This window comes from Paraburkholderia sp. CI2 (genome assembly GCF_014201055.1).
Classification (GTDB): Bacteria; Pseudomonadota; Gammaproteobacteria; order Burkholderiales; family Burkholderiaceae; genus Paraburkholderia; species Paraburkholderia tuberum.
Genome location: NZ_JACHDL010000024.1, coordinates 66,242 through 84,250, shown reverse-complemented (window position 1 = coordinate 84,250; position 18,009 = coordinate 66,242). Strand labels below are relative to the sequence as shown.

General features: G+C 64.4%; 23 protein-coding genes and 1 pseudogene. 11 read left to right on the top strand and 13 right to left on the bottom strand.

The features are described from left to right. Positions 1-17 precede the first annotated feature (17 nt). On the top strand, positions 18-683 hold the full coding sequence (locus tag HDG32_RS27600) for a hypothetical protein (RefSeq protein WP_184072200.1): 666 nt from the start codon (positions 18-20) through the stop codon (positions 681-683). Positions 684-737: 54 nt separating this feature from the next. Here HDG32_RS27600 and HDG32_RS27595 read toward each other — a convergent pair whose 3' ends face one another. Continuing rightward, complete coding sequence (locus tag HDG32_RS27595) at positions 738-1,589, bottom strand: LysR substrate-binding domain-containing protein (protein ID WP_184072199.1); 852 nt, start codon at positions 1,587-1,589, stop codon at positions 738-740. Positions 1,590-1,688: 99 nt separating this feature from the next. Between HDG32_RS27595 and HDG32_RS27590 the strand changes: the two genes are divergently transcribed. The 6 genes from HDG32_RS27590 to arsH all read left to right on the top strand — a co-directional run bounded on the left by HDG32_RS27590 (position 1,689) and on the right by arsH (position 5,333). Further along, positions 1,689-2,081, top strand: a complete 393-nt coding sequence (locus HDG32_RS27590; protein WP_184072198.1) for a tautomerase family protein — start codon at positions 1,689-1,691, stop codon at positions 2,079-2,081. A 92-nt stretch (positions 2,082-2,173) separates the two neighbouring features. Further along, entirely contained in the window at positions 2,174-2,506 is a 333-nt protein-coding gene (locus HDG32_RS27585) for a helix-turn-helix transcriptional regulator (protein ID WP_018424160.1), read from the top strand. Next, the gene (locus HDG32_RS27580) at positions 2,503-2,973 is read left to right on the top strand and encodes an ArsI/CadI family heavy metal resistance metalloenzyme (RefSeq protein ID WP_184057496.1); all 471 of its coding nucleotides are present in this window, start codon (positions 2,503-2,505) and stop codon (positions 2,971-2,973) included. The genes HDG32_RS27585 and HDG32_RS27580 overlap by 4 nt, the downstream gene beginning before the upstream one ends. After that, positions 2,970-3,491, top strand: a complete 522-nt coding sequence (locus HDG32_RS27575; RefSeq protein WP_184072197.1) for an arsenate reductase ArsC — start codon at positions 2,970-2,972, stop codon at positions 3,489-3,491. The genes HDG32_RS27580 and HDG32_RS27575 overlap by 4 nt, the downstream gene beginning before the upstream one ends. Further along, the gene (gene arsB, locus HDG32_RS27570; protein WP_184072196.1) at positions 3,478-4,575 is read left to right on the top strand and encodes an ACR3 family arsenite efflux transporter; all 1,098 of its coding nucleotides are present in this window, start codon (positions 3,478-3,480) and stop codon (positions 4,573-4,575) included. The genes HDG32_RS27575 and arsB overlap by 14 nt, the downstream gene beginning before the upstream one ends. Further along, positions 4,572-5,333, top strand: coding sequence for an arsenical resistance protein ArsH (gene arsH, locus HDG32_RS27565; protein WP_184072195.1), 762 nt, complete (start codon positions 4,572-4,574; stop codon positions 5,331-5,333). Before arsB ends, arsH begins: the two co-directional genes overlap by 4 nt. Before the next feature lie 59 nt (positions 5,334-5,392). Here the strand turns inward: arsH and HDG32_RS27560 are convergent, their stop codons facing one another. Next, positions 5,393-5,641 carry a hypothetical protein gene (locus tag HDG32_RS27560; RefSeq protein ID WP_184072194.1) on the bottom strand — a complete coding sequence of 83 codons (249 nt, stop codon included), beginning with the start codon at positions 5,639-5,641 and terminating at the stop codon, positions 5,393-5,395. 144 nt (positions 5,642-5,785) lie between these two features. On the opposite strand from HDG32_RS27560, the gene HDG32_RS27555 reads away from it, so the two are divergent. Both HDG32_RS27555 and HDG32_RS27550 read left to right on the top strand, forming a co-directional pair. Beyond that, positions 5,786-6,490 carry an SDR family NAD(P)-dependent oxidoreductase gene (locus tag HDG32_RS27555; protein ID WP_184072193.1) on the top strand — a complete coding sequence of 235 codons (705 nt, stop codon included), beginning with the start codon at positions 5,786-5,788 and terminating at the stop codon, positions 6,488-6,490. Between the two features lie 85 nt (positions 6,491-6,575). Beyond that, complete coding sequence (locus HDG32_RS27550) at positions 6,576-7,421, top strand: TOBE domain-containing protein (protein WP_184072192.1); 846 nt, start codon at positions 6,576-6,578, stop codon at positions 7,419-7,421. Positions 7,422-7,458: 37 nt separating this feature from the next. Here HDG32_RS27550 and HDG32_RS27545 read toward each other — a convergent pair whose 3' ends face one another. The 4 genes from HDG32_RS27545 to HDG32_RS27530 form a co-directional block, all read right to left on the bottom strand. Next, complete coding sequence (locus tag HDG32_RS27545; RefSeq protein WP_184072191.1) at positions 7,459-8,169, bottom strand: sulfate/molybdate ABC transporter ATP-binding protein; 711 nt, start codon at positions 8,167-8,169, stop codon at positions 7,459-7,461. Between the two features lies 1 nt (position 8,170). After that, positions 8,171-8,845 (bottom strand): molybdate ABC transporter permease subunit, encoded by a 675-nt coding sequence (gene modB / locus HDG32_RS27540; protein ID WP_184072190.1) that lies wholly within the window; start codon positions 8,843-8,845, stop codon positions 8,171-8,173. Positions 8,846-8,867: 22 nt separating this feature from the next. Then, entirely contained in the window at positions 8,868-9,641 is a 774-nt protein-coding gene (gene modA / locus HDG32_RS27535; RefSeq protein WP_184072189.1) for a molybdate ABC transporter substrate-binding protein, read from the bottom strand. A gap of 192 nt (positions 9,642-9,833) precedes the next feature. Further along, positions 9,834-10,535, bottom strand: coding sequence for a phosphatase PAP2 family protein (locus HDG32_RS27530; RefSeq protein WP_184072188.1), 702 nt, complete (start codon positions 10,533-10,535; stop codon positions 9,834-9,836). Positions 10,536-10,893: 358 nt separating this feature from the next. On the opposite strand from HDG32_RS27530, the gene HDG32_RS27525 reads away from it, so the two are divergent. Then, a complete protein-coding gene (locus HDG32_RS27525) occupies positions 10,894-12,072 on the top strand; it encodes a PHB depolymerase family esterase (protein WP_184072187.1) in 1,179 nt (392 codons plus the stop codon). 109 nt (positions 12,073-12,181) lie between these two features. Next, positions 12,182-12,361 carry a DUF3563 family protein gene (locus tag HDG32_RS27520; protein ID WP_090808381.1) on the top strand — a complete coding sequence of 60 codons (180 nt, stop codon included), beginning with the start codon at positions 12,182-12,184 and terminating at the stop codon, positions 12,359-12,361. Positions 12,362-12,517: 156 nt separating this feature from the next. On the opposite strand, the gene HDG32_RS27515 is transcribed toward HDG32_RS27520, so the two are convergent. The 7 genes and pseudogenes from HDG32_RS27515 to HDG32_RS27485 form a co-directional block, all read right to left on the bottom strand. After that, positions 12,518-12,976, bottom strand: coding sequence for a TspO/MBR family protein (locus HDG32_RS27515; protein ID WP_090808383.1), 459 nt, complete (start codon positions 12,974-12,976; stop codon positions 12,518-12,520). A gap of 57 nt (positions 12,977-13,033) precedes the next feature. Next, positions 13,034-14,105 (bottom strand): annotated as a pseudogene (locus tag HDG32_RS27510) (cryptochrome/photolyase family protein). A 186-nt stretch (positions 14,106-14,291) separates the two neighbouring features. Then, positions 14,292-14,711, bottom strand: coding sequence for an organic hydroperoxide resistance protein (locus tag HDG32_RS27505; RefSeq protein ID WP_184072186.1), 420 nt, complete (start codon positions 14,709-14,711; stop codon positions 14,292-14,294). Positions 14,712-14,882: 171 nt separating this feature from the next. Further along, positions 14,883-15,335 carry a MarR family winged helix-turn-helix transcriptional regulator gene (locus HDG32_RS27500; RefSeq protein WP_184072185.1) on the bottom strand — a complete coding sequence of 151 codons (453 nt, stop codon included), beginning with the start codon at positions 15,333-15,335 and terminating at the stop codon, positions 14,883-14,885. A 175-nt stretch (positions 15,336-15,510) separates the two neighbouring features. After that, positions 15,511-16,317: a BPSS1780 family membrane protein gene (locus HDG32_RS27495; RefSeq protein ID WP_184072184.1), complete on the bottom strand. Its 807-nt coding sequence runs from the start codon at positions 16,315-16,317 to the stop codon at positions 15,511-15,513. Next, positions 16,308-17,303, bottom strand: a complete 996-nt coding sequence (locus HDG32_RS27490; RefSeq protein WP_184072183.1) for a homoserine kinase — start codon at positions 17,301-17,303, stop codon at positions 16,308-16,310. Before HDG32_RS27490 ends, HDG32_RS27495 begins: the two co-directional genes overlap by 10 nt. 214 nt (positions 17,304-17,517) lie before the next feature. Continuing rightward, on the bottom strand, positions 17,518-17,913 hold the full coding sequence (locus HDG32_RS27485) for a hypothetical protein (protein ID WP_184036200.1): 396 nt from the start codon (positions 17,911-17,913) through the stop codon (positions 17,518-17,520). Positions 17,914-18,009 lie beyond the last annotated feature (96 nt).

Below are 18,009 nucleotides of genomic sequence, written 5' to 3'. Positions count from 1 at the left end.
ATCAGGAGAAGCAGCAGATGCGGGTTCGAGCAGTAGCAGCGGCGCTGGCCGTGTGGTGTGTGTCGGAGATGGCGTTGGCTGCCGGTTATGGGGAAGTGTGGAATCCGCCGGAGGCGAGCGGGCATATCGCGAGCGGACACGTTACCCAACAGGCGCACGCGCGGAAAAAACCCGAGGCGGTGAAAGTGAAGGCGGGCGCCAAGGGCGGCATCAAGACCAAAACTGGTGCGCATGCGCGGCAGACGGCGAGCGCCCGGCACGCGGCAACCCATGTCGCGTCGGCCGGCGCGGCCCACGGCGGCAAACTTGCGGCGCATGGGAACGGCGAGAAACATCTCGTGGCGGGCGGGAACGTGAAAGGCGGTACGAAAGTCGCGGCGTCGGGCCCGAACCGGTCGCACGCCACCGTGACCGCGAAGCACGCGCAGCCACATGTGCAACTGGCGCACGCGAAGCCGGCTCAGGGCAAGGTCGTGCACGCCGATTTCGCGGCGGCTCACACCGCGCGTCCGCATGTGGACAAGGTCGCGGCGAAGCCCGTGATTTCCCGTGCGAATCTGATCAAACCGCCCGTGCGGACTTCGTCGGACGCGTCCGCAAACGTTAGCGACATCGCGCCGATGGCCTCCGTGCCCAATCCGGCGACCGCCAGCAGCGGTTCGCTGCCGCCAATCATCCACTAAGGCTGCTTCGAGCGGCGCGGCGCGGCGCGGCGCGGTGTGGCATCGGTCTTGGCGTCACGCCGTGGCGAGGCCGTTTGCAAGCAGCCGCAGCGTTTCCGCCGAGCGGGCCTCGCGCACGCGCGAATGCAGCGTCACACGCGATTCCGGCAGCGCCGGCAAGCTGAGCCGCACGCCGACGTCGATCAGACCGCGCGGCGCAACCCGACGCGCGAGCGGCGACACGGCGAGCCCAGCGGCCACAGCCGCGCCCACTGCCGCGACGCCACCACCCACAAACACCTCCTGCCAGGCGATCCCCGCCGCCGTCAGCGTGCGCAACGCGACGTCACGCACGTTGCACGGCGGGCTCAATAGCGCGAGCGCTAGCGGCTCACCGACTCGCGGCAGCCATGTCGGCGTCGCGAGCCAACCGAGCGGTTCGCTGAATAGCGTCTGCGCGTCATCGCGCGGCGGTTCGTCGGCGCCGTAGCGGACGATCGCCGCATCGAGTCGGCGTTCGTCGAACTGCGCGAGCAACGCCGCCGATGTGCCCATATGCAACTCGACCACGAGGCCCGGATCGTGTGCGTTGAGCCGGCCGAGCAGGTGCGGCAGATCGGAGCCCGCAACGTGCTCGCTGAGCCCGAGCACGAGCCGCCGCCGCTCCACCGACAGCGCGCCGAGCGCGCGCTCGTGCGCGTTCAGCAACTCGCGCGCGGCGCCGAGAAACGCGTGGCCGTCGGCGGACAGACGCACGATGCGCGGCGTGCGCTCCAGCAACTGCTTGCCCAGGTGCGCCTCCAGTCGCTTCAGCTTCAGGCTGACGGCCGATTGCGTGGTGTCGAGCGCGTCCGCGGCGCGCGTGAAGCTGCGCAGATCGGCGACCAGCACGAAGGCGCGCACCGCATCGAGATCGAGGACTTTCATTTCGGATGGAAATGGATGAAATAGACATGGATATCTGTTTATTATGACCGAGCGCGCCTAAGCTGTGTTCAACCCAACACCGCAAACAAGGAGGCCATCATGCCGCTCACCCGGATCTCACTGCGCGCCGGCAAGCCGGCCGAGTACCGCCAGGCGCTGAGCGCCGGCATCCAGCGCTCGCTGGTGGCCACGTTCAACGTGCCGAAGGACGACATGTTCATGCTGATCACCGAGCACACGGCCGACAACATGATCTACGACCGGCAGTACCAGAATATCGAGCGCGGCGACGATCTCGTCGTGATCCAGCTGACCGTCAGCAACACGCGCTCGGTCGAGCAGAAGAAGGCGCTGTACCGGCGCATCGTCGATGAACTCGGGAAGTCGCCGGGCGTGCGGTCCGAGGATGTGTTCATCAATCTCGTCGAGGTCGAGAAGGAGAACTGGTCGTTCGGCAATGGGATTGCGCAGTACGCAAGCCGTCCCGACTAGCGGCCATGCGTCATCAAAGAGCGAACCACCGACCAAATTGCGATATTTCAACAAATATCGAAATATAACGATGAAGTGGATATAGTGTCTTTATGGACACGATCAATGCCGTACGCGCGCTCGGCGCGCTCGCTCACGAATCCCGTCTCGCGATCTTTCGCCAGCTCGTCGTTGCCGGCCCCGAAGGCATGGCGGCTGGTGAAATAGCGCAGCAGTTAGGCATTTCGCCTTCCGGCCTTTCATTCCACCTGAAAGACCTGACACACGCCGGACTGGTGAGTCCGCGACAGGAAGGGCGCTTCGTCATCTACACCGCAAACTTCGACGCGATGACGTCGCTGATCGGCTTCCTCACAGAGAACTGCTGCTCCGGTGCATCGTGCGCCGCGAGCGACCTTTCCAACTGCTGCCGAGACGAAACATGAAACGCATGCACATTCACGTGGCTGTGGACAATCTTGCCGACAGCATCCGCTTCTACAGCGCGATGTTTGGCAACGTCGAGCCGACGGTCATCAAGAGCGATTACTGCAAGTGGGAGTTGAGCGACCCCGTCGTGAACTTCGCGATCTCGCAACGCGGGGCGAAACCTGGCGTCGATCACATTGGCATCCAGGTCGAAACCGATGAAGAACTGGCAGAGATGAACGCGCGCTTCGCCGCCGCTGAAGTTCCCGTGCAGCACCAGAGCGGCACGACATGCTGTTACGCGAAGTCGGACAAGGCGTGGACCGTCGATCCGCAAGGCGTGGCCTGGGAAACCTTTCTGACCCTCGAATCGGCTCCCATCTATGGGCAATCTCATACCCAGGAGGCATTGGCAGCAAACGAATCCGCGGCAGCCTGCTGCGCTCCGTCCCAGACAAGCATTTCATTTCGGAGCCGCACGTGAGCGGCAAACCATATTCCGTACTGATTCTCTGCACGGGCAACAGCGCACGCAGCATCATGGCCGAGGCGCTGTTCAACGTGCTTGGCAAAGGACAGTTTCGCGCGTACAGCGCGGGCAGCCATCCATCCGGCGCAGTCAATCCGTTCGCGATCGAGAAATGCGCGGCACTGGGCTACGACACCGCGAAGATGCGCAGTAAGAGCTGGGACGAGTTCGCAACCCCCAACGCGCCGCAGATGGACTTCGTCATTACCGTATGCGATCAGGCCGCGGGCGAGGTCTGCCCGATCTGGCCCGGCAAGCCGATCAGCGCGCACTGGGGCTTTGAAGATCCCGCAGCCTGCCAGGGAACCGACGACGAGAAGCGCGAAGTTTTCGACAAGGTTTATCGACAGATCATGAATCGCGTGAGCCAGTTCGTGAACCTGCCGCTGCACGCGCTCAACCACGACGCAATCCAGCGCGAAATGCGCGCCATTGGCGAGCGTCCGGCAGAGGAAACCAATGAGTCGCGCTGAGGCTCGTGCCGCCGCGCGCCCGGCTATCGGCTTCTTCGAGCGCTATCTGACGGTGTGGGTCGCGCTGTGCATCGTGGCAGGCGTGATACTCGGCCAGTTGTTGCCGGGCGCATTTCAGGCGCTCGGGCGCATGGAAGTCGCGCACGTCAACCTGCCCGTCGGCGTGCTGATCTGGGTGATGATCATCCCGATGCTCATCAAGATCGACTTCTCGGCGATGAAGCAGGTCGGCAGCCAATGGCGCGGCATCGGCGTGACGCTCGCGGTCAACTGGCTCGTCAAACCGTTCTCGATGGCCGTGTTGGGCTGGGTGTTCATTCGTCACGTGTTCAGGCCGTGGCTGCCCGTCGAGCAACTCGACAGCTACCTCGCAGGTCTCATCCTGCTCGCCGCCGCGCCGTGCACGGCAATGGTCTTCGTGTGGTCGCAGCTGTGCAAGGGCGACCCGTATTTCACTCTGTCGCAGGTCGCGCTGAACGACTCGATCATGGTCGTGGCGTTCGCGCCACTCGTCGCGTTGCTGCTCGGGCTGTCTGCGATTACAGTGCCTTGGGACACACTGATCGCTTCGGTTGGCCTTTACATAGTGATCCCGGTCATCCTCGCGCAACTGCTGCGCCAACGCTTTCTTCGAAAGGGCGAAGAGCATTTCCGTAGCGTCGTTGCCCGTCTCGGTCCCTGGTCCATCTGCGCCTTGCTCGTAACGCTGGTCCTGCTGTTTGCGTTTCAGGGTCAGCAGATCGTTGAGCAGCCGCTGGTGATCGCGATGCTCGCCGTGCCAATCCTCATTCAGGTGTTTCTGAACTCGGGACTGGCCTACCTGCTCAACCGCCAGCTGGGCGTCGCACATTGCGTCGCGGGCCCGTCGAGTCTGATTGGCGCAAGCAACTTCTTCGAACTCGCCGTGGCCACGGCTATCAGCCTGTTCGGTTTTCATTCGGGTGCCGCACTGGCGACGGTGGTTGGGGTTCTGATCGAGGTCCCCGTGATGCTGCTCGTCGTGGGGGTCGTGAACCGTTCGCAAGCATGGTACGAATCAGGGCAGCGGAACGCCGCGCCCAACTTGGGGAGAAACGGATCGTGATGAGTGATCTGCCGAACGTCAGCCCTATTCACCTCGATATACCGGACGTGGACAAGCTGGCACCCGTGACGACTTCAACGCATCCGCCACGCATCCTGCTGCTTTACGGGTCGCTGCGAGCAACGTCGTATAGCCGGCTGCTGACGCTCGAAGCCGAGCGCATCCTCCGTCATTTCGGAGCGCAAACGCGGGTATTCGACCCGCACGGCCTGCCGCTCGCCGATAGCGTCCCGGCAGATCATCCGAAGGTCGTCGAACTGCGCAAGCTGTCCGAGTGGTCGGAGGGGCAGGTTTGGTGCAGCCCGGAACGCCACGGCAATCTCACGGCCGTATTCAAGAATCAGATCGACTGGCTGCCGCTCGAAAGCGCAGGAATACGGCCGACCCAAGGGCGCACGCTGGCTGTGATGCAGGTGTGCGGAGGCTCGCAATCGTTCAATGCGGTAAACGCGCTGCGCGTGCTTGGCCGCTGGATGCGGATGGTGACCATCCCCAATCAGTCGTCGGTCGCGAAGGCATACCAGGAATTCGATTCCGATGGCCGTATGAAGCCCTCGTCCTACTATGATCGCGTGGTCGACGTGATGGAAGAACTGATCAAGTTCACGCTGCTCGTGCGGGACCGTTCGGACTATCTGACCGATCGGTACAGCGAGCGCAAGGAGGCCGCGCCCCTGCAAGCGAGCGTACTTGCAGGCTCGGCGATGCGACACGAAATCAACTCCAATGCCGACACCGACGACAGCGAAACCGAATGAACCCGACCACCTGCAAACCCGGCTAGAGACGTGGGTGCTGGCGTGGCTGAGCGGACTTGCTAGTCCTTACCCCACCGCCAGCGCGGCGGCTCGCCCTTCAGCCAGCACACGACCACGAGAGCCACGGTTAATAGCGCGACCAGCAAGGCGAACGTGAGCGGATGACCCGCGGGTTGAAACCGGAAAACGACCACCCCGAGCGACACGAAATACGCGAGCAGCGTCAGCCATCCTTGCCAGCGCACGGGAAGGCCCCAACCCCAGCCATAGCGTTTGGCTGGGAACCAGTATTCACGAGAGGGTGACATCGCGCGGTCTCCTGATTCGGGCGCTTGCTCATTGTCGACGATTCACGGTCGGTAAGTGCAAGCATTGCATCTTCCGCGCTGTATCACGCGGGACTATATTTCCTGGACCGGCTTTAACCCGAGTCCATCGACAGGAAACGTTCCATGCAACCCGCAAACCAGCAAAAAACCGTGCTTCTGATCGGCGCCTCGCGCGGCCTCGGCTTCGCGATGGTCGAGGAGTATCTGAAGCGCGGCTGGCGAGTCATCGCGACCGGCAGGCAAAATTCCACGACCAGGCTCCTTCAGCTTGCGACGGCGTCACATGACGCACTCGAAGTCGAAACGGTCGACATCACGATGCCCGAACAGGTCGCCGCGTTGCGGGGCCGCCTCGAAGGACGTCCGATCGACCTGCTGTTCGTCAACGCCGGCGTCAAGAACGACGATAGTGAAACGATCGCGGATGTATCGACCGACGAATTCGTGCGCGTGATGGTGACGAACGCGTTGAGTCCGATGCGGGTCGTCGAGGCGCTGCAGGATCTCGTTCGGCCGACTGGCACGATCGGCGTGATGTCGTCGGGGCAGGGCAGCGTCGCCAACAACGAGAATGGCAACTACGAGGTCTATCGCGGCAGCAAGGCCGCGCTCAACATGTTCATGCGAAGCTTTGCCGCGCGTCATCGAAGCGATACCAGAACCCTGCTGCTGATGGCGCCCGGCTGGGTGCGAACCGATATGGGCGGGCCGGACGCGCGTCTGGGCATCGACGAAAGCATCCCGAACCTGGTCAGCACGATCGACGCTTACGACGGCCGTGCCGGTTTGCATTACCTCGACTACCTCGGCAGAGTCGTGCCATGGTGAGCGGCAAGCGTAGGGGCCAGCGGCGGAAGAGCGCGTCGCTATAATGATTCGCCGCCCTACCACGTACCCTCAACCACTCTCTGCCATGACCGTCGACCGCCCCGATCCTCCCCGCGATGCCCTCGAAGTCGGCGGCTCCGTCTGGTTTCAGGCGGGCACGCAGACGCTCGGCGGCGCGGCCCGCATCGCGCTGCTTGCGGCGATTGGCGAGACCGGCTCGATCACGAGCGCGGCGAAGGCGGTCGGCATCAGCTACAAAGGCGCGTGGGATGCCATCGACACGATGAACAACCTCGCCGGCGAGCCGCTCGTCGTGCGTCTGACCGGCGGCAAGGGCGGCGGCGGCACGACGCTGACGCCGCGCGCGGTGAAGCTGATCGAGACGTTTCGCGCGGTCGAGCGCGAGCATCGACGCTTTCTCGAACGCGCGGGCGCGGCGATTGGCGAGGGCTTCGCGACGGACTGGGACCTGATCGGCCGCATCGGCGTGAAGACGAGCGCGCGCAATCAGTTCTACGGCACGGTGTCGGCGATCGAGCGCGGCACCGTCAACGACGAAGTGTCGCTCGCGCTGCCCGGCGGCCATACGATCGTCGCCGTGCTCACGCACGAAAGCACCGAAGCCCTCGGGCTCGCGGTCGGCGTGGCGGCGTTTGCGCTGATCAAGGCGTCGTGGGTCGTTTTGCTCGTACCGGGTGATGGCGATCGCGATGTGCCGTTGAACCTGTCGGCGCGCAATCAGTTGTCTGGCACCGTGCACAGCGTGAAGCGCGGCGCGGTGAACACGGAAGTGTCGCTCGGGCTCGAAGGCGGCGCGGTGGTCACGGCGGTCGTCACCAACGGCAGCGTCGACATGCTCGGTTTGCAGGAAGGCGCGAGCGCGGTCGCGGTGTTCAAGGCGTCGAGCGTGATACTTGGCGTGAAGGATTGAGGTTGCCGGGGCGTAACGAAGGCGCAATGCCACCCGCTCAACGAGGCGACGCCTCGCTGCGCGCATATCCTGCGAACGGATGATCCTCGCGCACGCGGCCGTTGCTGACCTGCACGACCTGATCGCCGAATGCGGCGACGTCGTCCGGATCGTGCGTGATCAGCACCATCGGAATATCGAGCCGCGTTTGCAGATCCGATAGCTCGCGTCGCATGCGCTGGCGCAACTCACTATCCAGTGCGGAAAACGGCTCGTCGAGCAACAGCAGGCGCGGCTGCGAAACCAGCGCGCGCGCGAGCGCCACACGCTGCTTTTGCCCGCCCGACAGCTGCGCCGGGTGATTGCCCGCCAAGCCCCTCAATTCGAGCGCATCGAGCCAGTAATCGACCTGCGCATGCGCGCCGCGCGCACGCGGATTGAGCCAGCCCCGGTGCAGCCCGAAGCCGATGTTCTGCCGCACGTTCAGATGCGGAAACAGCGCGTAGTCCTGAAACAGATACGCGATCTTGCGCGCCTGCGGCTTCTGATCGATGCCGACCGCGCTATCGAACAAGGTGGTGCCGTGCAGCGTGATGGTCCCTTCATCGGGACGCAGCAAGCCGGCGATCGCCTGCAAGGTCAGGCTCTTGCCCGCGCCCGACGGCCCGAACAGCACGAGCCGCTGCGTGCTCGCGCTGAACGCGACGTCGAGCGTGAAGCGCCGCTCGGCGGTCTCGAAGGTCTTGCGGATGGCGACGTTGAGCGGCATGTCAGCGGGCTCTCAGAAGCGTGTGCTGCGGCACGAGACGCCCCGCGAGCAGCAGGATCGTCACGCACGCGACCGATGTCACGAGCACGAGGAAGTTGGCGGTGCTGTCGTCGCCGGCCTGCACCGCCGAATAGACCGCGACCGACAGTGTCTGCGTGCGGCCAGGCAGATTGCCCGCGATCATCAGCGTCGCGCCGAATTCGCCGAGCGCGCGCGCGAACGCGAGCAGGCCGCCCGCGAGGATGCCGCGCGCGGCGAGCGGCAGCGTCACGCGGAAAAACACCCCGGCTTCGCTGACGCCGAGCGTGCGCGCCGCGCGCTCCAACTGCGGATCGACGCCTTCAAAGGCGGCGCGCGCGGACTTCAGCACGAGCGGAAACGCGACCACCGTCGACGCGATCACCGCGCCCTGCCACGTGAAGACGAGCTGGATGTCGAAGCGGTCGAGCCACGCGCCGATCACGCCGCGTCGGCCGAGCAGCACGAGCAGGTAATAGCCGAGCACGGTGGGCGGCAGCACGAGCGGCAGCATCAGCAGCGAATCGATCACGTCGCGCGCGCCGGAGCGCCAGCGCGACAGGCCGAGCGCGGCCGCGACGCCGAGCACGAGAGTGAGCGCGGTGGCCCATCCTGCGACCTTCAGCGATAGCAGCAGCGGAACCCAGGCCTGTTGCATGAGCGTGTGCTCTCCCCGTGAATCAATGCGCCGGCTTGAAGCCGTACTTCGCGAGCACCGCCTGGCCGGCCGGCGATAGCACGAAGTCGATGAAGGCTTGCGCGTCGGCCGCGTGATGGCTGCCTTCGACCTGCGCGATCGGATAGCCGATCGGCGTTTGCGTCGGCAGGTTCAGCGCGACCTTGACCTTGTCGGGCATGATCGCGGCATCGGTGCCGAACACGAAGCCGGCGTCGACTTCGCCGCGCGCGACGTAATCAAGGCTCTGACGCACGTTCGACGCGAGCACCGCCTTCGCGCTGACCGCGTCCCATACGCCGGCGGCCTGAAGCGCGCCCTGCGTGTAGCGGCCAACCGGCACCGAGGCCGGATCGCCGAACGCGACTCGCTTGACGTTCGCGGTCGTCAGCGCATTGAGGTTGGCGGGCGCGAAATGACTGTCGGCTGGCACGATCAGCACCAGCGAGTTGGCGGCGAAGTCGCGCCGCGTCGACGGCACGATCACCTTTTCGGCGGCGGCCTTGTCCATTGCCTTCTGATCCGCGGACGCGAATACGTCGGCGGGCGCGCCTTTGACGATTTGTTGCATCAGCACGTCGGACGCGCCGAAGTTCAACAGAACCTTGGTGCCCGGATGCTGTTGCTCGAACGCGTCGCCGACCGCCTTGAACGCATTGGTCAGGCTGGCGGCGGCCGAGACCACCAGTTCATCGGCGTGGGCATTGACGCTGACCACGACGGCGACGGCGGCTGCGACGCACAGCGCGTACTGCTTCAGATGGCAAGAGAGTGTCATGAAGGACCTGGAGTCTGACGTGAACGGGAAGCAGTAGCTTAAAAACGCTATCGTAATATATGCGCGGTTATAGCGGTGGGCGAAACGGTCGATTCGGCGCAGCGCTTCACGTATGGCGTGAAGCGCGAGGGAAGTGCTACGAAACTGTAAAAGGAAGCTTGAAAACGCGGCGGAAGGGCCGGCGCAGCGTGCTCAGATGTCCGACGCGCGCATCGGCTGGAGCGTATTGCGCGTTTGCGACAGCGGCGCGGCCGACGGTCGAATGTCGCGTGGGGACAGCCATTTCGCGCGAATGAACGGCCGGTCGTGGCCGGACACCTTCAATGCGATATGCGTGACCCAGCGCTGCGTGGGCACGTGCACGCCGTGCATCAGGATTGCCAGCACCATCAGGCTGACGGTGACCGGGAGCGCCGACAGCCGGCCCGGCTCCGCATTCCACGCGATGCGCACGAACACGAGCGCGGTGAGCGCGCCGACGAGGCAGCCAGTCACGGCTTCGGACGGCGAATGCGCGCTCAGCACGACGCGCGACAAGCCCACCGCCAGGCCGGCGGCAAGCCCCCCGAGCACGCCGAGCAGCCGGACGGCGCGGCGCGCGGGCAATAGCATCAAAAACAGCGCGACCGGATAGACGGCCGTGGACAGCATGGAGTGACCGCTGACGCCGGTGAAATCGAGTTCGCGCACGCCGACGCCCCAGCCGAGGAAGGCGAGCTTGGTCAAGGTCACGACGCCGATCGCCGTACCGAGCAGCGCGAGCCAGCAGGCCGCGAGCCGCCACGAGTAGCCGACCGCCAACCACAGCGCGATGGCGAGCGCGAGCGGCAGCGTCAAGCCGGCGCCGCCGAGGCTGGTGATCGAATACCACAGGTGGATCGGTAAATCGGGCATGGCGGGAGCGCGACGCGGGTCGCGTGAAATCGGGTTGGTGGAAATCGGCGCGCGGCCGGCACGAAACGCCGATGCGGCCCGGATCGACACGTCGGGAGATCAACCGCCAGTATAGTCGGGTGTCGCGCGACGGTCTTGCGGCGCACAGCGCTTTTGCACGCCGAATGTGAGCTGCCGAACGGCCGTCGACGTGGTTTGACGACAGGGCCCCGGCAAGGTTCGCGACGATCGAAATGGGGCACGAAGAGCGGCGCTGTGTTCAGCACCGCAGGAAAAATGATGTTATTGTGCATTGCACAACTTCATCTGATCCGCAGTTTTGGGGTCCGCCTTTGTCCCTTTTGCGAGGTTATCGCCGATGGCAAAAAGCCTGTCGAAAATCTGGCTGCGTGGTTTCAAGCGCCTGCTCGCGATCCAAACCGAACACGCGCAAAAAACCGCCAAGCGAGCGCAGGCGCGACCGGTTCGCGCCGCCACCACCAAACCGTCGAGCAAGGCTCATCCACTGAAGCCGGCTGCCGCGCTACGCACGCCGATGAAACGCGAAGCGCCGCGCGAGTCGCGCGTGCGTCCACGCGCGGCCGCGTGGGCGAGCGGCGCGTGGACGCGCTCGTTCCATTCCGCGCCGGCCGCGCCGGGCCGGCTGGTCAATCACCTGCAGTACGGGCTCTATATCCCGTCCGGGCATGCGCATGAGGCGATGCCGCTGGTCGTGATGCTGCATGGCTGCACGCAGTCGATCGACGAATTCGCCGAGGGTACGCGCATGAACCTGCTCGCCGACCGCTACGGCTTCGCGGTCGTGTATCCGGAGCAATCGAAGCACGCGCACTCGCACCGCTGCTGGCATTGGTACGATGCCGGCGATAACGCGGGCGGCGCGGAAGCGCGCGCGGTCGTGTCGCTGGTGGATTCGCTGGTCGAGCAACACGGCTTTGACCGCGCGCGTGTCTACGTGGCGGGGATTTCAGCGGGCGCGGGGCTGACCGCGCTATTGGCCGTCAAGTACCCCGGCCATTTCGCCGCGGTCGCGCTGCATTCCGGCCCCGCTTTCGGCGAGGCGCGCTCCGGCATTACCGCGATGGACGTGATGCGGCGCGGCGCGCGTCGCGAGCCGGCGGAACTCGTCGACGAAACCACGAACGTCGCGCAATACCCGGGCATGCCGGCATTGATCGTCCACGGCGATGCCGACCATGTGGTGGCGCCGGTCAACGCGGACCAGTTGGCGACACAGTTTCTGCGTCTGAACCGCCTCATTGACGTAAACGGCGCGCGCAAAGCCGGCGAGACGCGCGAGGACCGCAAAAATGGCGTCGTGATGCGCGATTATCTGCGCGGCGGGCGGCGCGTGGTACGGGTTTGTCGTGTGCAGGGGCTGGGTCACGCATGGGCTGGCGGCGACGATGCGCTGCCCTTCCACTCGTCCAAGGGCCCGGACGCGAGCGCCATGCTGTGGGAGTTTTTCCGGCATCAGCGTCGCACGGACGCGGGCCGCATCGCGGAAGGATTGGCGGCATCGTCGGTCGGGCGGTGACGTCCGCGCAACACCTCGAAAATGAGCAGTGGCATGAAATCAGGGTTTTCCCTATAATGCGGGTTATCCCTTGGGCGTAAACGCCTAGCTATCACTGCCGAGGTGAACCATGTATCTGATCAGCCGCCTGTTCCTGTTTCTGACCAAGTCGCCGGACCAGCTCGCGAAGGAGCGCGCTGACGCCTATCTCGCTGAAGCGACCGATCTCTACGATCTCGAATTCCGCATGCGCAAGCTCGATCAAGAGACGAACGCGCGTCCGTCGTGGATGAGCCAGCACTACGGCTAAGCCGACTGCCTGTAATCGGCGTCAGGCCGTCAGCAATCGGAACATCGGCGCGTGGTGAGGCGCTGGTGTTTGGGGTTGGCCATCAAGGCCATTGCCCGCATCGCGCACTCCCCTTTACTCATCGCGCGGCCTTCGCTCTCGCTTGGCAGACTCCACTCAAGCAGCCGGATTCAGCTGCCACAACGCGTAGTTCAAAAGCGCGGCGTACGCGACCCACACGACATACGGCACGAGCAGAATGCCCGCGAGGCGATCGCGCCGCCAGAACACATACGTCAGCATCACGATCAGTAGCAGCAGAATCAGGATGTCGATCAGCGCCGTCTCCGGCCGATGCAGGCCGAAAAACAGCCACATCCACGCGGCGTTGAACACCAGCTGCACGACCCACAGTACGATCGCCGCGGTCAGGCCGTCGCGCTTCCACACGCGCCACGCGGAAAACGCCATCAGCACGTAAAGTACGGTCCAGACCGGTGGGAAAACCCAGTTCGGCGGATTGAACACAGGCTTTTGCAGGCCCGTGTACCACGCGTCCGGCAGAGACAGACTCGCGGCCCAGCCGGCCGCCAGCGTCAGGATCAAAAACACGAGCAGCGACGGCAGACGGCGCATCTTCGCCCCCTTCAGACCTTCTTATTCAATAATGTGAGCAGGCACTCACTTTCCGTATCAGGCCAGTGTGCGCTCGCGGGCCTTTGCTTGGTCGACGATCCGTTCGGGATAATTCCCGCCCAGTACCATGCACCGAATTCCGCGAGCCGCTCCGCGCCGGCCAGCCACCGCGCGTGAATCCATTTTGCCGGCAAGTTCGCGAGCTGCGGTAGATATCGTTTGATAAAGCGCCGTCGGGGTCGAATTTTTCGGATCGTGTGACCGGATTGAAAATACGGGGGTAAGGTTGCGCGCCGTAGCCGGTCGAGGCGGCCCACTGCCAGCCGCCGTTGTTCGCCGAGAAATCGAAGTCGTTCAGCAAATCGGCGAAGTATCGCTCGCCGAGCCGCCAGTCGATGCCGAGATCCTTCGCGAGGAAGCTTGCCGTGACCATCCGCAGACGGTTGTGCATATAGCCGGTCTGGTTCAACTGCGGCATCGCGGCATCGACGAGCGGATAGCCGGTGCGGCCGTCGCACCAGGCGGCGAACGCTGCGTCGGCCGAGCGGCCTTTTTCCTGGTGCAACTGCTCGTATTCCGGCTTGAACGGCGCGCTTTTCGCGAGGCGCGGGTGGTGCGCGAGGACCATGAAGTAAAAATCCCACCAGATCGGTCCCGACAGCCGCGTCGCGGCGCCTTTGCCGTCGGGTTGCAGCGACATCTCGTACGCGAGCCGCGCCAATGTGCGGATCGACACCGTGCCGAAGCGCAGATGCACCGACAGACAGCTCGGCTTTTCGCAGCGGGGAAATCGCGCCGTTCTGCGTAGCTGTCGATGCGCGTGAGGAAATCGTCGAGCGGCTGTTGGGCGCCGCTCATGCCGGCGGGCAGTTGCAAGTCCGTCAGGTTGCCAGGCGCGAAGCCGAGCTGGTCGAGTGTGGCGATCCTGCACCGGCTCGCCTGGGTGGCGCGTCTGCCAGGCATCGACAATCGGCTGCAGGATCGTCGTGTCGAATACGAACACGCACCAGACACGCTCGCAATGCTTGGGCGCGTACTACAGCGCGGCATGATCGGTGCTGCACAGATCGCGGCGGAACCAGACGAGGCCGGAGTCGAAGCTGTCGTGCAGGCGGCGGGCGCATGTCATCGGGAGAGGCGGTCGGGCTGAAGGTGGTCGAGGACCGGCTACCCAGGACGCGTGCCGTGCGCGCGAAAACAATCAGCGCCCGGCCCTATTGTGCAGGGTGCGGGCGCTGCTCGCGACGGCACCGGGTAATGCGCCGTGAGCGGTTCTTCTTGAGCATTGCTGATCGGCGCAACGGCCGACCTGACCTCAAGCGACGTGCAGACGAACCGCGACGTTGTTACGCGTAGCGTTCGAGTACGGGCAGACCTGGTGCGCTGCATCCACCAGTTCCCTGGCAGCGTCCGCAGCCAGACCCGGCAGAGTGATACGCAGGTCGATGTCGAGCGCGAAGCCGCCCTTGTCGTTCGGACCGATGCCGACGTCGGCGGAAACCTGCGTGTCGGCCGGCAGGGCCTGTTTGCGCTGGCCGGCGACAAACTTCATGGCGCTCAGGAAACAGGCCGAGTAGCCGGCTGCAAACAGCTGTTCGGGATTCGTGCCTGCTGCGCCATTTCCGCCGAGTTCACGCGGTGCCGCCAGCTTCACGTCCAATGCATCGTCCGACGATACGGCGCGGCCGTCGCGGCCGCCGGTGCTCGTTGCGCTTGCCTTGTAGAGGATGTTCATGGTGCGGTTCCTAGTCTGGGGTGTCAGGGTTGGTTTGTTTGCCGCTGGCTGCCGGTTCGCCGGTCTGGCGAAGCGCTAGCGAAGCGGCATGTGAGCAAGATAGTACACAAATCATTTGTGTGCAAATGAATTTTGCGATGGAACCGGAACTAGTCCTTTTCAGTTATCGCCCTACTGGTCCATGAAGTCGTTGAGCGTCGTGCGCAGGCGTGTGAGGTCGTCGCGCAGACGCAGCAGGAAGTCCGCCGTCTGCTGCGTCGCGCAGAAGATTTCGCCGGGCACGTCGCGCGCCTGACGCTTGAGCGCCTTGCCCGCGCCCGTCAGGCGAATGTAGACGAGGCGCTCATCGTCGGTGCCGCGCGCGCGCGCGACGAGTCCTTGCGCTTCGAGACGCTTGAGCAGCGGCGTGACCGTCGCCGGATCGAGATTCAGGCGCGCGGCCATGTCCTTGACGGTGACCTCGTCGGTTTCCCACAGCACGAGCATCGCCAGATACTGTGGATACGTGAGTCCGAGCTTTTCGAGCAGCGGCTTGTACGCTTTCGTCATCGCGAGCGAGGTCGAGTAGAGCGCGAAGCACAGTTGCTCGTCGAGCGTGAAGGGGAGAGCGGGGCGCTGGGTCATGATTCATCTCGGCAAAAAGAGCGTGCAAATGGATTGCACGCAAACCATTGTGCCGCAAGTCGATTCAGGATGCCGAGCGTCGGGAACAGGTGTGTCGACAGAGACGTCGGGAAGGTGCGCGCGGAACACGCGGCGCGCGCGGGCGCCAGAACGGCTCCCGCGCCGGAACGACGGATCAGGCCGCCGGCGTGGTCGGCAGATCCGGCGTTTGCGGCGTCTGCACGCCGAAGCAGCCGCGATAGGTCGCGTAGAACGAGCAGTACAGCATGGTCGTGACGATCATCGTCGCGGGCATCAGGATCGCGAACGCGAAGTCGGCCGCGCCGAGCGCCTGCATCAGTGCGGACAGCCCGATCGACACGACCGTTGCGACCGCAAACCACAGCGCCGCGAATACGACGAAAGCGCCGCGATTGCGCCAGCAACTGACGACGCTGAAGAACATCGCCTTGATGGGCGGTACGTCGTGCCAGGCGGCGAGGATGGGCGAGAACCAGAACAGCATCGCGACCGGTATGTAGAACGCGAGCGCGGTGATCACCGCGAGCGGGATATTGCTGTTGGCGATCGTGTTCTCGTCCATCGACGCGTTGCCGAGCATCACCTTCAGCAGCATGCCGCCGTCGGCGAGCGCCGAGCCTGCCAGCACGAGCGCCATGGCGATGACATACAGCACGCCGAGCACGAGCAGCCGCCGCGCGACCACCGGGCCGTACGAATGAAAGCCGTCGACAAGGATGGTCGGAAACACCGGTTTGCCCGCGATCGTGTTGCGGCATGCGGCCATGAAGCCGACCGCGACACCGGGAATGAACAATAGCGGCAACACGCCGCCGACCACCGGAATCTGCGACACGAGCGTCATCACCAGCAAATAGGTGAAGAACAGCGTCAGAAAGGCGAGCGGATTCTTGCGGAATAGCCAGATACCCTGGCGGAACCACACATAGCCGGTTTTCGCGGGGACTTCGATCAGTTGCATGAGGTATGGATGCCTGGATTCGCGACGCCCTGCAGGCGCTCGCGCAGAATGCGTTCGAAATGACCGGGGTCGTGCGGCTTCAGCAGTTCGGCCGCGCGCGGCAAATGAAAATCATACAGGCGCGAGACCCAGAAACGGTATGCGCCCGCACGCAGCATGTCGCCCCAGTGATGGTTTTCCTCGACGGTGAACGGCCGCACCGTCTGATACGCGCGCAACAGCGCCTCGGTGCGCTCGGCGTCGAGCTTGCCGGTCGCGAGGTCGACGCACCAGTCGTTGACCGTCACCGCGACGTCGAACAGCCACTTGTCGCAGCCGGCGAAATAGAAATCGAAGAAACCACCGAGCCGCACTTCGTGGCCGGTGTCGGGCGCCGCGTGAGCGAACATCGCGTTGTCGCGGAACAGGTCGGCGTGGCACGGGCCCGCGGGCATTGCCGCGTAATCGACGGAGGCGAAGAACGCTTCCTGATGCGCAAGCTCGGACGCCAGCAGATCGCGCTGCTCGCCTTCCAGATACGGCAGGATCGTCGGCACGGTTTCGCGCCACCACGGCAGGCTGCGCAGGTTCGGCTGATAGCGCGGATAGTCGCGGCCCGCGAGGTGCAGGCGGGCGAGCATCTGGCCGACCTCGACGCAATGCTCGACGCCCGGCGAGAGTTCGGGTGTGCCTTCGAGCTTCGTCACGATGGTCGCGGGTTTGCCGAGCAGCATGCCGAACAGCGCGCCGTCGAGACGCGGCATCGGATCCGGTACCGGCACGCGATGCGCGGCAAGATGCCGCATCAGGTTCAGATAGAACGGCAGTTGTTCAGCTGTCAGCTTTTCGAAAATCGTCAGCACGTATTCGCCGCGCGTCGTCGTCAGAAAGAAGTTGCTGTTTTCAATGCCGGACGAAATGCCGCGAAACTCGACGACATCGCCGAGATCGTAGTGACTCATCCATTCTGCGAGTTGGGATTCGTTGACAGCGGTGAAGACGGCCATGCGGAAACGTCGGATCAGGTTGGTCGGGCTGGCGCGGTGCGGCCAGTGCGAGGTGAGACAAACGAATGTGGCGGAGCGGGCGACGAATGCGGAACGGCGAAGTGCAAGCGTCGCCGCATTCAGCGCGGGTTCATCGCGCAGCGGCCGCGATCGGATTAAGCGGGGGCGCGCTCGCGCCGCGGCCGCCGTTGCCGGCGTGCCGCTTTCGTAACGATCAATAGTGGAGATTCACCGATGGCAAGCGCGTACTGGGCTTGCCGCTGTCGTGGACGGTGGGCGACGTGTCGGGCGACGCGCTCATCTGGTAGCGGGTGCCGAAATTCGAATGCACGTCGATTTCGACCGGCTTGCCCTTGTCGCGGAATTCGGTGATTTCGGTGCCGTTCGGGCTGACTTCGTGAAAGCTCGGCGTGCGCGGAACGTTGATGTCGACCTTCGAGCTGACCTCTGCGCCCGGACGATTGATCTTGTCCAGGTCCGGCAGACCGGCCCGTTCATTGGCGGACTGGGGCACGCCGGCGGCCGGCGGTTCGTCGACGGGCTGGGCAGCCATCGCGGCGTTGCCGAAGGCCAGAGCCAGCGCAACAGCGATGGGAAGGAGCAGCTTCATGGTGATTCTCCGATTGGGTGCCCGGATTCTAGCAAATCCGGCCTGACGCACGGGCGCCAAGCCTTATTTTGCGCCGGTTTCGCGCAACCTGCGCGT